Below are 13,221 nucleotides of genomic sequence, written 5' to 3'. Positions count from 1 at the left end.
GACCCGGCCCGGCCGCGTCGCGCGGGATAGCCTGCGGCCCATGGGGACCGACACGCAGCACCCGCCGCGCCTCGATGCCGACCGGCTGCGGCGGGTCGTGCTGGTCGTCGCCGGGCTGAACTTCGCCTACTTCTTCGTCGAGTTCTCCGTGGCCCTCGTCGCGGGCTCGGTGTCGCTCCTCGCCGACAGCGTCGACTTCCTCGAGGACACGTCGATCAACCTGCTGATCTTCGTCGCACTCGGCTGGCCGCTCGCCCGACGGGCGCTCATGGGCAAGGGCATGGCCCTGGTCATCCTCGGCCCCGCCGCCGTCGCCGGCTGGGAGGCCGTCCGGCGCTTCTCCGACCCCGTGGCCCCCGAGGTCCTGCCGGTCGTCCTCGCCTCGCTCGGCGCCATCGTCATCAACGGCACGAGCGGCTGGCTGCTCGCGGGCGTGCGGCACGCGGGCGGCTCGCTCAGCCGCGCGGCCTTCCTCTCGGCGCGCAACGACGTGCTCGTCAACGTAGCCGTCATCGGGATGGCCGTCATCACGCTGTGGACCTCGTCGGGCTGGCCGGACCTCGTCCTCGGCTGCGGGATCATCGCCATCGCGCTGCACGCCGCGTGGGAGGTCTGGGAGGTGAGCGAGCAGGAGCGCCTCGCCGCCAAGGCCCTCGCGGGCGAGGAGATCGACTGAAGCTCCCCGGGTAGGAGTCGAACCTACGTCGCTAGTCCTGATTCAAAGTCAGGCGGGCCCTGCCGGCAGACCAACCGGGGAACGCCGCCGGAGCGGCACCGGTCAGGGTAGTCGACCCACCCCCTTCGCCCGTCACCGACAATGGACGCATGAGCCAGCGAGACGACCAGACACCGACACCCCGGCGTCCGCGGATGACCGGTGCCGCGCGTCGCGAGCAGCTCGTGAGCGTCGGTCGTGGCCTCTTCGCGGCGAAGGGGGTCGACGGCACCTCGGTCGAGGAGATCGCCGCGACCGCCCGGGTCTCCAAGCCGGCGGTGTACGAGCACTTCGGCGGCAAGGAGGGCCTGTACGCGGTCGTCGTCGACCGCGAGCTGCGCACGCTCACGGACCGCATCACCACCTCCCTCACCCAGGGCGGGTCGGACCGGGAGACCATCGAGCGGGCCGCACTCGCCCTCTTCGACTACATCGAGGGCTCGTCGGACGGGTTCCGGATCCTCGTGCGCGATGTCGCCGGCGGGGCTCCGACCGGCACCTACTCGTCGCTCATGTCCGACGTGGCCGCCCAGGTCTCCTACCTGCTCTCCGACGCCTTCGAGCAGCGGGGGTTCGACACCCAGGCCGCCCCGATGTACGCGCAGATGCTCGTCGGCATGGTCTCGCTCACCGGCCAGTCGTGGCTCGAGACCCGGTCACCCGCCAAGGAGGTCGTCGCCGCGCACGTCGTCAACCTCGCCTGGAACGGCCTGACCGGCCTGCGCTCGGCGCCGGCCGGCCTGGGCGTGTCCGGGGCCTGATCAGGCCTTGCGGCCCACCGCGAAGACCCGACGGAAGGTCAGCAGCACCCCCGCCGGGGTGCGGGGGTAGGCGGCGGCGACCTTGTCGGCGTAGGCCGCGATGAACTCCTCGCGCTCGCTCTCGTCGTCGAGCACCTCCAGCATCGGGCGCAGCCCGGTGCCCGAGACCCAGTCGAGCACGGGGTTCTCGCTCTCGCCCGCGGGGTCGAGCACGTGCGTGTACGTGGTCTCCCAGGCGTCGACGGCGAGGCCGTGGGCGCTGAGGATCTGCAGGTAGGTCGACGGGTCCCCGGCGCCGTAGCGCTTGCTCGCGGCCTCGAGCTCGCCCGCCCGGGGGTGGTCGACGGCGGTCTCGCGCATGAGTGCGTGCGTCGGTGCGTCGAAGTTGCCCGGGACCTGCAGCGCGAACCACCCGCCGGGCGCCAGCGCCTCCACCCAGTGCTCGATGAGCGGCAGGTGGCGCGGGACCCACTGCAGGGCAGCGTTGCTCACGATGACGTCGGGCGCGGCGCCGAGACTCTCGATGTCCCACTCGGCCAGGTCGGCCTCGACCCACTCGACCCGCCCGTCGGTGTCGAGGGCACGGGCCGCGTCGAGCATCTCCACGCTGCTGTCGACACCCACGACCCGCGCACCGGGCCACCGGTCGGCCAGCGAGAGCGTCAGGGGTCCGTTGCCGCAGCCGAGGTCGACGACGAGGGCGGGGTCGACCGCGTCGACGCGCCCCACGAGGTCGAAGAACGGTCGCGCCCTCTCGTTCGAGAACTGTCCGTACCTGCTCGGGTCCCACGCCACCGTCATGCTGTCTCCTTCGAGTCGGTGCCCAGAGCCTACTGGCAGGTCACCACACTCTCTTGACGTCGAGATTCACGATGACGGCTATTCTCGACGGATGAGCAGCCGACACGACCCCGCCGACGACGTCGACGCCATCGTCGAGGCCTGGCGTCGCGAGCGCCCCGACCTCCACGTCGACCCCCTCCACGTCTTCTCCCGCGTCTCCCGGCTGGCCCGCCTGCTCGACCTCGACCGCATGCAGGCCTTCGCCCGGCACGAGCTCGAGGGCTGGGAGTTCGACGTCCTCTCTGCGCTGCGCCGCGCCGGCGAGCCCTACCAGCTCTCCCCCGGGCGGCTCGTGCAGGAGACCCTCGTGACCTCGGGGACGATGACCAACCGCATCGACCGCCTGACGGTCAAGGGATGGGTCGAGCGCCTCCCCTCACCGACCGACCGCCGCGGCGTCATCGTCCGCCTGACCGAGGCGGGCCAGCGAGCGGTGGACGCCGCGATGGCCGACCTGCTCACCCGCGAGGCCGAGCTGCTCGACGACATGCCCGAGGACGAGCGCCGGGCCCTGGCCAACGCGCTGCGGCGCCTGCTCACACCCTTCGAGGCGTAGCTCAGCCGAAGAGCTCGGCGGCCTCGAGCCACTCGAGCTCCAGCAGCTCCTTCTCCTCCGCGAGCTCCCCGAGCTGCGCGTTGAGCTCTCCGAGCCGCGCGTGGTCGTGCACCGCGTCGGCCATCTCGTGGTGCAGCCTGTCCTCGCGTGCCGCGACCTTGGCCAGCTGCTTCTCGACCCGTGCCATGGCCTTGCGCGCCTCGCGCTGGGCGGCCGGGTCGACCGCCGACTCCTCCGAGGAGGACGAAGGGGGCGCCCCTCCCCCCTTCGTCGTGGCCGTCGGCACACCGGACATCGCCGCGGGACCGCCCGTGGACCGCTGGGCCTGGCGCAGTCGCAGGTACTCGTCGACGCCGCCCGGGACATGCCGCAGGCGCCCGTCGAGGATCGCGTACTGCTGGTCGGTGATCCGCTCGAGGAGGTACCGGTCGTGGGAGATGACGATGAGCGTGCCCGGCCAGGAGTCGAGCAGGTCCTCCATCGCCGCGAGCATGTCGGAGTCGACGTCGTTGGTCGGCTCGTCGAGGGCGATGACGTTGGGCTCGCTGAGCAGGAGCAGGAGCAGCTGCAGGCGCCTCTTCTGACCGCCCGAGAGGTCGTCCACGCGCGCCGACAGGTGCTCCCGGGCGAAGCCCAGCCGCTCGAGCAGCTGCGCGGGCGTGTGGTCCTTGCCGTCGACGGTGAAGGTCGTCTTCGTCCGGGCGAGCACCTCGCGGACGCGGTCCCCGCCGATCTCGGCGAGCTGGGAGAACTGCTGGTCGAGGAACCCGAGCCGGACGGTCTTGCCGCGCTTGACCCGACCCGAGGTCGGCGCGAGGTCACCGGACACGAGCGCGAGCAGCGTGGACTTGCCGACGCCGTTCGCGCCGAGGATCCCGGTGCGCTCACCCGGCGCGATGCGCCAGGTGATGTCGCGCAGGATCGTGCGGTCACCGAAGGCGACGCCGGCGTCCTCGAGGTCGATGACGTCCTTGCCGAGGCGGGCGACGGCCATGCGCTGCAGCTCGATCGGGTTGCGCACCGGGGGCACGTCCGCGATGAGCTCGTTGGCGGCGTCGATGCGGAACTTCGGCTTGGAGGTGCGGGCCGGGGCGCCGCGGCGCAGCCAGGCGAGCTCCTTGCGCATGAGGTTCTGCCGCTTCTGCTCGGTCGCGGCGTTGATCCGGTCGCGCTCGACGCGCTGGAGGACGTAGGCGGCGTAACCGCCCTCGAAGGGCTCGACGATCCCGTCGTGCACCTCCCACGTCTCGGTGCACACCTCGTCGAGGAACCACCGGTCGTGGGTGATGACGAGGAGGCCACCGGCCCCCTTCGCCCAGCGGCGGGTGAGGTGGTCCGCGAGCCAGGCGATGCCCTCGACGTCGAGGTGGTTGGTCGGCTCGTCGAGCGCGATGAGGTCCCACTCGCCCACGAGGAGGGCGGCGAGCGCGACCCGGCGTCGCTGCCCACCGGAGAGCTCGCCGACGCGGGCCTCCCACGGCACGTCCGAGACCAGCCCGGCGATGACGTCGCGGACGGCGGGGTCGCCGGCCCACTCGTGCTCGGGTCGGTCGCCGACGATGCAGTGCCCCACGCTCGACGCGGGGTCGAGGTCGTCGGTCTGGCCCAGGACGCCGAACCGCACACCGCCGCGCCGCGTCACGCGTCCCGACTGCGGCTCGATCGTGCCGGCGAGCAGGCCCAGCAGGCTGGACTTGCCGTCACCGTTGCGGCCGACGAGGCCGATGCGGTCGCCCTCCTCGATGCCGATGCTCACCGAGTCGAAGACGACGCGCGTGGGGTACTCGAGGTGGAGCGCCTCCGCGCCCAGGAGCGGTGTGGCCATCAGCGCGTGCGCACCGTCGGCAGGATGTGGGCGCCCTGGACCGGGCCGGTGGCGCGCAGGACGTCGCCGGCGACGCCGGAGGCGGTGAGCGCCACGGCGAGGTCGATCGCGCCCTCGGCGGACTCGGCGAGGATCGCGACGGTCGGGCCCGAGCCCGAGACGATCGCGGCCAGCGCGCCGAAGCCCATGGCGGCCTCGATGACCTCGCCGATCGCCGGCTGCAGCGCCACCGCGTCGGGCTGCAGGTCGTTGTCGAGGACCGGTGCGAGCGCGAGCGGGTCACCCGCGCGCAGCGCGCTCATCAGCTCGCTGCGCGGCTGCGGGTCGTGGATCTCGGTGCCCGCGGTGCGCTGGTCGAAGGCGGAGTAGACGAGCGGGGTCGACAGGCCGTTCGCGGCGGAGGGCACGAAGACCCAGTGGTAGACCCCCTTCGCCAGGACGGCCGTGACGACCTCGCCGCGGCCGGAGCCGACGGCGGTGCCGCCGTGGAGGAGGAAGGGGACGTCGCTCCCGATGCCGGCGGCGACCTCCTCGAGCTCCTCCCTGGGCAGGTCCGTGCCCCAGAGCGCGTCGCACGCGACGAGCGCGGCCGCGGCGTCGGCCGAGCCGCCGGCCATGCCGCCTGCGACGGGGATCTCCTTGTGGATCGACAGGTGCACGGGGTCCTGGGTGCCGGTGTGCTCGGCGAGGGCACGGGCCGCGCGCAGCGCGAGGTTGGACTCGTCGGTCGGCACCTTGTCCGCGTCGCGGCCGCGGACCGAGCAGCCCCACTCGTCCGCGTACGCAGCGGTGACCTCGTCGTGGACGCCCACCGCCTGGTAGACGGTCGAGAGCGCGTGGTACCCGTCCTCGCGCAGCGGTCCGACGAAGAGCTCGAGGTTGACCTTGGCCGGCGCGCGCACCGTGACGGCGGCGGGCGTCTCGAGCACTGAGGTCATGTGGTCACCCTAGCCATGAGTTCCTCGGTGATCCGCGCGAAGGCGACGACGTCGAGCTGCTCGCCCCGGGTCCTCGGGTCCACCCCTGCCGCGAGGAGAGCCTCCTGCGCGACCTCGCCCGACCCGGCGATGCCCCGCAGGGCCGCCCGCAGGGTCTTGCGACGCTGGGCGAAGGCGGCGTCGACGACCCGGAAGACCTGCTCCCGGGTCGCGCTCGTCTCCGGTGGCTCGCGCCGCTGGAGCCGCACGAGGCCGGAGTCGACGTTCGGGACCGGCCAGAAGATGCTCCGGGAGACGCGGCCGGCGAGGCTGACCTGCGTCCACCACGCGGCCTTGACGCTCGGCACGCCGTAGACCTTGCTGCCCGGCTCGGCGGCGAGGCGCTCGGCGACCTCGAGCTGGACCATGACGAGCACCCGCTCGATGCTCGGGAAGAGCTCGAGGAAGCGCAGCACGACCGGCACGGAGACGTTGTAGGGCAGGTTGGCGACGAGTGCGGTGGGGGGCGGGCCCGGCAGGTCGGTGACCGTCATCGCGTCACCGTGGACGACCTCGAGGCGGTCGGCCGCGGCGGGTGCGAGCTCGGCGACGGTGCCCGGCAGGGCCTGCGCGAGCACCGGGTCGACCTCCACCGCAGTGACGCGCCCGGCGGACTCAAGCAGGGCGAGGGTCAGCGACCCGAGGCCGGGGCCGATCTCCACGACGTGGTCCTGCGCCGTCACGCCACCGGCACGCACGATGCGCCGCACCGTGTTGGCGTCGACGACGAAGTTCTGGCCCCACTGCTTCGTCGGGCGCACCCCGAGGCGGTCGGCGAGCTCGCGCACCTTGGTGGCGCCGAGCAGGCCGACGCCGCTCCCGTCGCTGCGGGCACCGGCTGGGTCGGACGTCATGAGGGGACTCTATGTCGTCCCGGACGGGACCGGGACACGCTCGGGCCCCCGCGACCCGGAGGTCACGGGGGCCCGTGAGGAGGTCGCGCCAGCGACCGTCCCGGAGGGTCAGGCGGCGTGCGCGCAGCCCCACGGCTGGAGGCCGCGGTCGGCGTAGACGCGGTTGGCCACGGTGATCTGCTGCTCGCGGCTGGCGAGGTCCGGGCGGGCGGCGAAGTCGCCCCCGCCGGCGCCCAGCCAGGTCTGCAGGTCGAACTGCAGCCCGCCGTAGTAGCCGTTGCCCGTGTTGATCGACCAGTTGCCGGTCGACTCGCACTGCGCGATGCGGTCCCACATCGCCGCGTTGGACGTGTTGAGACCGGAGCTGCTCGTGGAGGTGTTGGTCGAGGACGGCGGCTTGGGGGCCGTGGTCTTCGGGGTGGTCTTCGGCGCGGTGGGCTCGGGGGCCGGCTCCGGCGCGGGCTCGGGCTCGGGGGCCGGCTCGGGGGCTGGCTTGGGGGCCGGCTTGACCTTGGTGCCCTCGACGACGACCTTCTTGACCGGCTGCTGGGTCACCGTGCTCGTGCCCTTGCGGGTGTAGACGACGTCACCGTTCTTGTAGGTGATCGTGTAGGTCGTGCTGCGGGAGCCGGCGCGGCCCTCCTGCTCGACCTCGGTCGTGCCCTCGTAGAGGGAGGCGTCCTTCTTGATGATCGTGTCGAAGGGGATGGCCTGGGTGCGCGTCGTCGTCCTGCGGTTGACGCGGTCGAGGCGGATCGTCATGCCGTCCTTGACGCTGGTCGAGGCACCCGGCTTCACGAGGTCGTTGGAGTCGTAGCGGACCTCGGCCTGCGCGAGCGCGGCCTTGACGGTCGTGGCGGTCACGGTCTCGGTGGAGCGCTTGCCGCCCACGAGGAGCGTGATGTCCTTGGGAGTGCTGACGTCGAGGTCGAGGCCGTTGCGGCCGATCGACTGGCTGCGGGAGGCGGACAGGACGGCGTCCTCGCCGCCCCGGATGTCGAGCTGCTTGAGCGCGTCGCCGACGGTCGTCGCCGTGGTCCAGTACTCCCGCTCCTTGCCGTCCACCGTCAGGGTCAGCTTGCGGCCGTAGCGCACGACGATGGTCTGGCCGTCGTCGACCGGGCTCTCGGCCGAGGGGGTGACGACGTCGTGGGGACCGACCTCGATGCCCTGCTTGTCCAGGACGTCACCGACGGTGCCGCCGAAGGCGTGGACGGTGGACGTGTCGCCATCGACGGAGAGGGCGACGGACTTGTCCATGACGACGACGCCCGAGACTCCGAGGGCGAGGGCGCCGACGACGCCGGCCTGGGTGATGCGGCGGATCGCGGGTGAACTCACAGTGCTCCGATGATTGTGCTTCCCGGGCACCGGTGGCCACGGACACACGGGCCCACGAGGTGCCGGACCCGGTGTCAGCGGCAGATCAGGGGAAACCGGCTCCGGCCAACAGCGGACCACCCTGCACGACGCGCCCCCCACAGGTCAAGTTTTGGTAACGGAGCCTGTGGAGGGCATCGCCCGCTGACGGGAACGCAGCTCGCGAGAACTCCCGAGGATCCGGGGCTGCAGGTGCGGCCGCGGTCCGTGACCATGACCTCCGTCACGGGGCCGGCGGGATCACGCCCAGGGGCCGTACACGCGCTCGCTGTTGTCCGAGATCGCCACGCACATCGACGGCACGTCGACCCCGAGGGCTCGGGCCATGACCCGCACCGTGTGCGGCAGCAGGTACGGGGCGTTGGCGCGACCGCGCTCGGGCGTCGGCGTGAGGTAGGGCGCGTCGGTCTCGGCGAGCACCTGCTCGATCGGGGTGTGCACGAGCGCCTCGCGCAGGGCGGCCGCGCTCTTGAAGGTCACGGTCCCGGCGAAGGAGAGGTAGTAGCCGCGCTCGACGCACTCGCGGGCCATCGCGAGGTCACCGCTGAAGCAGTGCAGCACCGTCGTCTCCGGCGCCCCCTCCTCCGCGAGGACCCGCAGCACGTCGTCGTGGCTGTCACGGTCGTGGATCTGCAGGGCCTTGCCGGTGCGCTTGGCCAGGTCGATGTGCCAGCGGAAGGACTCCTGCTGCACGGCGTGCCCCTCCGGCCCGGTGCGGAAGTAGTCGAGGCCGCTCTCGCCGATCGCCCGCACCCGCGGGTGCGCGGCGAGCCGCTCGATCTCGTCCCAGGCCGCCTGCAGGTCGCCGGCCTCGGTGAGCGCGGGGATCTCGTTGGGGTGCAAGGCAACTGCGCCGAGCATGCTCGGGTGGCGCTCGACCTGATCGACGGTGAACCGCGCACTCTCGAGGTCACAGCCGACCTGGACGACCCGGTCGACCCCGACCGACGCGGCGGCGGCCAGCGCGCCGGCGACGTCCTCGGTGCTGCGCTCGTCACCCCCTTCGGGCGCGATGGCGTCGGGGACGTCCCGGCGACGGATGTCGAGGTGCGTGTGGTTGTCGACGACCGCGACCGGCAAGGGGTCCGGCCGCCGCGCGACCTCGTCCCGGTCCCCCATCAGTCGTCCGCCATGGCCGCGCGCTCGGTGGCGACGACCTCCTCGGGGTCGAGCTTGACGAAGACCGGGGTGGGCTTGGCGATCGGCGTGCCCACGGTGACGGGCGCGCTCGCCCACGCGGGGAAGGTCGAGTAGTCGCCGGTGATCACGGGGTACCCGGGACCGCCGTCGAGGTCCTCGACGTCCTCGACCCGGGGCATCGGGACGAGCTGGCCCTGGCCCCCGAGGACCACGTGGACCCGGTTGGCCGCGTGCGGGACGAAGGGGGCGAGCAGCACGTTGCAGTCGCTGACGCACTGGGTGAGCGTGTGCAGGACCGTCGCCAGGCGCTCGCGCTCGTCCTCGCCCTTGAGCCGGAAGGGCTCGGTGTCGGTCACGTACTTGTTGACGTCGCCCACGACGCGCATGGCCTCCGCGAGCGCGGCCTTCTGGCGGTTGCGCGAGAGCAGGTCGCCCACCTCGTCGAAGGCACCGCGCACCCGGGCGAGGACCGCGTCGTCGACCGGCTCGAGCGTGCCCGGCTGCGGGATCTCGCCGAAGCTCTTCGCGACCATCGAGGCGGTGCGGTTGACCAGGTTGCCCCAGCCGGCGACGAGCTCGGAGTTGTTGCGCTGGACGAAGTCGGGCCAGGTGAAGTCCGAGTCCTGGTTCTCCGGGCCGGCCGCGCAGATGTAGTAGCGCAACGGGTCCGGGCCGTAGGTCTGCAGGACGTGGCGCAGGCCGATGACGTGACCGCGGCTGGAGGAGAACTGCTTGGACTCCATCGTGAGGAACTCGCTCGCCACGACCTCGGTCGGGAGGTTGAGCTCGCCGTACGGGCCGGGCTCTCCCCCCTTCGCCCCCTTGCCGGAATACGCGAGCAGCTCCGCCGGCCAGATCTGGCTGTGGAAGGTGATGTTGTCCTTGCCCATGAAGTAGTACGAGCGGGCCTGCTCGTCGTTCCACCACTCGCGCCAGCGCTCGGGGTCGCCGGAGCGGCGGGCCCACTCGATCGACGCGGACAGGTACCCGATGACCGCGTCGAACCACACGTAGAAGCGCTTGGTCGGGTACTTGGCGCCGAGCTCGCCCGGCAGCGGGATGCCCCAGTCGATGTCACGGGTCATCGCCCGGGGCCGGATGTCGTCGAGGATGTTCAGGCTGAAGTTGATGACATTGGGCCGCCAGGTACCGGTCGCCTCGCGCCCCTCGAGGTACTCGCGCAGCGCGTCGGCCAGGGCGGGCAGGTCGAGGAAGAAGTGCTCGGTCTCGCCGAACTGCGGGGTGGCGCCGTCGATCTTGCTGCGCGGGTCCAGCAGGTCCGTCGGCTCGAGCTGGTTACCGCAGTTGTCGCACTGGTCGCCGCGGGCGTCCTGGTAGCCGCAGATCGGGCAGGTGCCCTCGATGTAGCGGTCGGGCAGCGTCCGGCCGGTGCGCGGGTCGAGCGCGACCTGCTGGGTCTGCTCGACGAAGTAGCCGTTGGCCAGGCACTGCTCGAAGAGGTCCTGGACGACCCGGTAGTGGTTGCGCGAGGTCGTGCGCGTGTACAGGTCGTACGAGCAGCCGAGGTCGGCGAGCTCCTCGGCGATGATGCGGTGGTTGCGGTCGGCGAACTCGCGCGCCGAGATGCCCTCCTTGTCGGCCTGCACGAGGATCGGCGTCCCGTGCTCGTCCGAGCCGCTCACGACGAGCACGTCGTGGCCGGCCATCCGCATGTACCGGCTGAAGACGTCCGAGGGGACCCCGATCCCGGCGACGTGACCGAGGTGGCGGGGGCCGTTGGCGTACGGCCAGGCGACAGCGGAGAGAACCTTCATGCGGCTCATCCTAGGTTCCCGGCCACACCGCCCCGTCAGCGCTAACCTGCTGCGACCACGTGGGCTCCGCCCGCACCGACGAAGGGGGGCGCCCCCGTGATCGCCGCACTCACCGGGATGGGCCTGAGCGCCGCTGCGGGCCTCAACGCGTACATCCCCTTCCTCGTCGTCGCGCTGCTCGCCCGCTTCAGCGACGTCTTCGTCCTGCCGACGGGGTTCGAGTGGATGGAGTCGTGGTGGGCCATCGGGATCGGCGCGGTCCTGCTCCTCACCGAGATGACCCTCGACAAGGTGCCCGCGGTGGACAGCATCAACGACGCGGTCCAGACCTTCATCCGGCCGAGCATGGGCGGCCTCATGGGCGCCGCGACGGCCGGGGCGAGCACCCTCGACGAGTCCACGTGGATGCAGGAGCACGCGTGGGTCGGAGTCCTGCTCGGCGTCGTGGTCTCGGGACTCGTGCACGCGGGCAAGGCCGCGTCACGTCCGGTGGTCAACGCGGGCACCGCCGGGTTCGGGGCGCCGGTGGTCTCGACCGTCGAGGACGGGGCATCGATCGGCATCTCGCTGATCGCGGTCTTCCTGCCGCTCCTCGTGGTCCTCGTGCTCGTCCTGCTCGCGGCACTGCTCGTGCAGGTGCTGCTGCTGTGGCGACGGCTGCGCCGGCGCCGTGAGCGGCCTGCCTGGTAGGGCGCGCGGTCTGCTCGCACACCTAGGCTGGTGCCATGGCCGCAGTCCCCGAGCACCTGCCCCGCCGGACGGCCCTGACCGAGTCCTTCCTGCTCCTCGGCGTCTCGCTCGGGGCCTCCGCGCTGTGGTCCGCCCTCGCGCTGGTGCGCAAGCTCGGTGCCCAGGGCGGACTGTCCGGTCAGGTGACGGCGATGAACCAGTCGGTCACGCCCGACCAACCCTGGCTCGACCTCGCCCACCAGCTCGTGGGCATCGCCCTCGCCCTCGTGCCCGTGGGGCTGGCGCTGCACCTGCTCGCCCGGCAGCACGGGCGGCCGACCCGCCTCATCGGTCTCGACGGTCGGGCGCCCGGACGGGACGTCGCGATGGGCCTGGGCCTGGCCGCCGTCATCGGCATCCCCGGGCTCGGCCTCTACCTCGCTGCCCGCTCGCTCGGCCTCAACACGACCATCGCCGCCTCCGACCTCTCCTCGGCGTGGTGGACCGTGCCGGTGCTGGTCCTCGCCGCGGGGCAGAACGCCCTGCTCGAGGAGGTCGTCATGGTCGGCTACCTCTTCACCCGCTGGCGCGAGGCCGGCTGGAGCCCGGTCGTGGTCGTCGTCGCGAGCGCGCTCGTGCGCGGCAGCTACCACCTCTACCAGGGCTTCGGCGGCTTCGTCGGCAACATCGCGATGGGCCTGCTGCTCGGCGTCGTCTACCTCAGGGTGCGCCGGACGATGCCGCTCTTCATCGCGCACTGGGTGATCGACGTCGTCGCCTTCGTCGGCTACGCCCTGCTCGTCACGAGGATCGACTGGCTGGGTCAGCTGTAGTCGACGCCGCCCAGGTCCGCCGGGTCGGCGTCCTTCAGGGTCCTCGCCCCCGCAGGGGCGGTGAAGTCCTCGCGGCTCTGCCCCCACCGGGAGAAGGTGAGCGTCGTGCGGTCCGGGTACCTGCCGAGGGTCATCTTGAGCATCTCCGGTGCCTGCGGGTCGCTCGAGACCCACACCGTGCGCTGCACACCCCGACCGCCGTCGTCGCCCGCCCGGGCGAGCGGGATCCGGTAGGTCCACTCACCACCGAGCTCCTCGACGGTGACATCGCTCTTGAGCTGGTCGAACTGGGTCAGGGAGTCGCCGTAGAAGGTCCGCAGGAAGGTGTAGGGGCGCACCCCGTCGACGGGCGAGCCCTTCTTGCCGGGGACCTTGACCCACCGGCCGACGTTCTTGCGCAGCGGGCTCTTGAGCCTGACCCGGGTGGCGTCGAGCCATTTCTGGTCGACCTTGAGGTAGTGGTCCCACCCGATGGCGTAGGAGTCGAAGGTCCCGCCGTCGGCCAGCGTGAGCGTCGTCCGCGAGATGCCCCCGCCCCCCTCGACACGCGAGCGGACACCCCCGGTGGAGCCCTCGGCGTGGATCGTGATGTCGAGGTCGCGCTCGACGTCGCGCAGGGTGCCGTCGATCGTGACGTTCGCGTGGGTGGCCATCCGGTCGCGCACGGCGGTCAGCACCGGAGCCGGCTGCGGCGGCGACGGCTTGTCCCGGTCCGCGGTCGTCGACGGGCTCGACGTCGGCTCCGTGGTCGAGGTCGTCGTGAGCGGCACGTGTGCGGTCGAGGAGGTCTCGCTCGGCTCCCCCTGGACCAACGAGCAGCCGGCCGTGGACAGCGCGACGGCGCCGGCCAGCAGCATGCTGGCGCGGCGCCGTGCGCGGTGGTGCGTGGTCAT

The 13,221-nt window shown here is 72.1% G+C and carries 13 protein-coding genes and 1 tRNA gene; 5 read left to right on the top strand and 9 right to left on the bottom strand.

The features are described 5' to 3' along the window. The first annotated feature begins 40 nt into the window (after positions 1–40). On the top strand, positions 41–676 hold the full coding sequence (locus JT1_RS00875; RefSeq protein WP_068321551.1) for a cation efflux transmembrane domain-containing protein: 636 nt from the start codon (positions 41–43) through the stop codon (positions 674–676). A gap of 2 nt (positions 677–678) precedes the next feature. Here the strand turns inward: JT1_RS00875 and JT1_RS00870 are convergent. Beyond that, positions 679–757, bottom strand: a tRNA-Gln gene (locus JT1_RS00870). Between the two features lie 68 nt (positions 758–825). Here JT1_RS00870 and JT1_RS00865 point away from each other — a divergent pair. Then, positions 826–1,476 carry a TetR/AcrR family transcriptional regulator gene (locus JT1_RS00865; protein ID WP_082807382.1) on the top strand — a complete coding sequence of 217 codons (651 nt, stop codon included), beginning with the start codon at positions 826–828 and terminating at the stop codon, positions 1,474–1,476. Here JT1_RS00865 and JT1_RS00860 read toward each other — a convergent pair whose 3' ends face one another. Continuing rightward, a complete protein-coding gene (locus JT1_RS00860; protein WP_068321545.1) occupies positions 1,477–2,277 on the bottom strand; it encodes a methyltransferase domain-containing protein in 801 nt (266 codons plus the stop codon). A 91-nt stretch (positions 2,278–2,368) separates the two neighbouring features. Between JT1_RS00860 and JT1_RS00855 the strand changes: the two genes are divergently transcribed. Continuing rightward, positions 2,369–2,875, top strand: a complete 507-nt coding sequence (locus JT1_RS00855) for a MarR family winged helix-turn-helix transcriptional regulator (protein ID WP_068321542.1) — start codon at positions 2,369–2,371, stop codon at positions 2,873–2,875. Position 2,876: 1 nt separating this feature from the next. Here the strand turns inward: JT1_RS00855 and JT1_RS00850 are convergent, their stop codons facing one another. From JT1_RS00850 to metG, 6 genes are all read right to left on the bottom strand, one after another. Further along, positions 2,877–4,700 (bottom strand): ABC-F family ATP-binding cassette domain-containing protein, encoded by a 1,824-nt coding sequence (locus JT1_RS00850; protein WP_068321539.1) that lies wholly within the window; start codon positions 4,698–4,700, stop codon positions 2,877–2,879. Continuing rightward, positions 4,700–5,638 carry a 4-(cytidine 5'-diphospho)-2-C-methyl-D-erythritol kinase gene (locus tag JT1_RS00845; protein ID WP_068321536.1) on the bottom strand — a complete coding sequence of 313 codons (939 nt, stop codon included), beginning with the start codon at positions 5,636–5,638 and terminating at the stop codon, positions 4,700–4,702. The genes JT1_RS00850 and JT1_RS00845 overlap by 1 nt, the downstream gene beginning before the upstream one ends. Continuing rightward, positions 5,635–6,531: a 16S rRNA (adenine(1518)-N(6)/adenine(1519)-N(6))-dimethyltransferase RsmA gene (rsmA, locus tag JT1_RS00840; RefSeq protein WP_068321533.1), complete on the bottom strand. Its 897-nt coding sequence runs from the start codon at positions 6,529–6,531 to the stop codon at positions 5,635–5,637. Before rsmA ends, JT1_RS00845 begins: the two co-directional genes overlap by 4 nt. Positions 6,532–6,639: 108 nt before the next feature. Next, positions 6,640–7,872, bottom strand: coding sequence for a resuscitation-promoting factor (locus JT1_RS19065; RefSeq protein WP_281178002.1), 1,233 nt, complete (start codon positions 7,870–7,872; stop codon positions 6,640–6,642). Positions 7,873–8,151: 279 nt separating this feature from the next. Then, positions 8,152–9,030: a TatD family hydrolase gene (locus JT1_RS00830; protein ID WP_068321530.1), complete on the bottom strand. Its 879-nt coding sequence runs from the start codon at positions 9,028–9,030 to the stop codon at positions 8,152–8,154. Then, positions 9,030–10,826, bottom strand: a complete 1,797-nt coding sequence (gene metG / locus JT1_RS00825; RefSeq protein WP_082807381.1) for a methionine--tRNA ligase — start codon at positions 10,824–10,826, stop codon at positions 9,030–9,032. Before metG ends, JT1_RS00830 begins: the two co-directional genes overlap by 1 nt. A gap of 96 nt (positions 10,827–10,922) precedes the next feature. On the opposite strand from metG, the gene JT1_RS00820 reads away from it, so the two are divergent. Both JT1_RS00820 and JT1_RS00815 read left to right on the top strand, forming a co-directional pair. Next, positions 10,923–11,516, top strand: coding sequence for a DUF4126 domain-containing protein (locus JT1_RS00820; protein WP_068321524.1), 594 nt, complete (start codon positions 10,923–10,925; stop codon positions 11,514–11,516). 35 nt (positions 11,517–11,551) lie between these two features. Continuing rightward, on the top strand, positions 11,552–12,328 hold the full coding sequence (locus JT1_RS00815) for a CPBP family intramembrane glutamic endopeptidase (RefSeq protein ID WP_068321521.1): 777 nt from the start codon (positions 11,552–11,554) through the stop codon (positions 12,326–12,328). On the opposite strand, the gene JT1_RS00810 is transcribed toward JT1_RS00815, so the two are convergent. Then, positions 12,319–13,221 (bottom strand): hypothetical protein, encoded by a 903-nt coding sequence (locus JT1_RS00810; protein WP_068321518.1) that lies wholly within the window; start codon positions 13,219–13,221, stop codon positions 12,319–12,321. The genes JT1_RS00815 and JT1_RS00810 overlap by 10 nt on opposite strands.

The organism is Janibacter terrae NBRC 107853, assembly GCF_001591405.1.
Taxonomy (GTDB): Bacteria; Actinomycetota; Actinomycetes; order Actinomycetales; family Dermatophilaceae; genus Janibacter; species Janibacter terrae.
The sequence above is the reverse complement of the archived record's forward strand: the minus strand, read 5'-3'. Positions and strand labels throughout refer to the sequence as shown.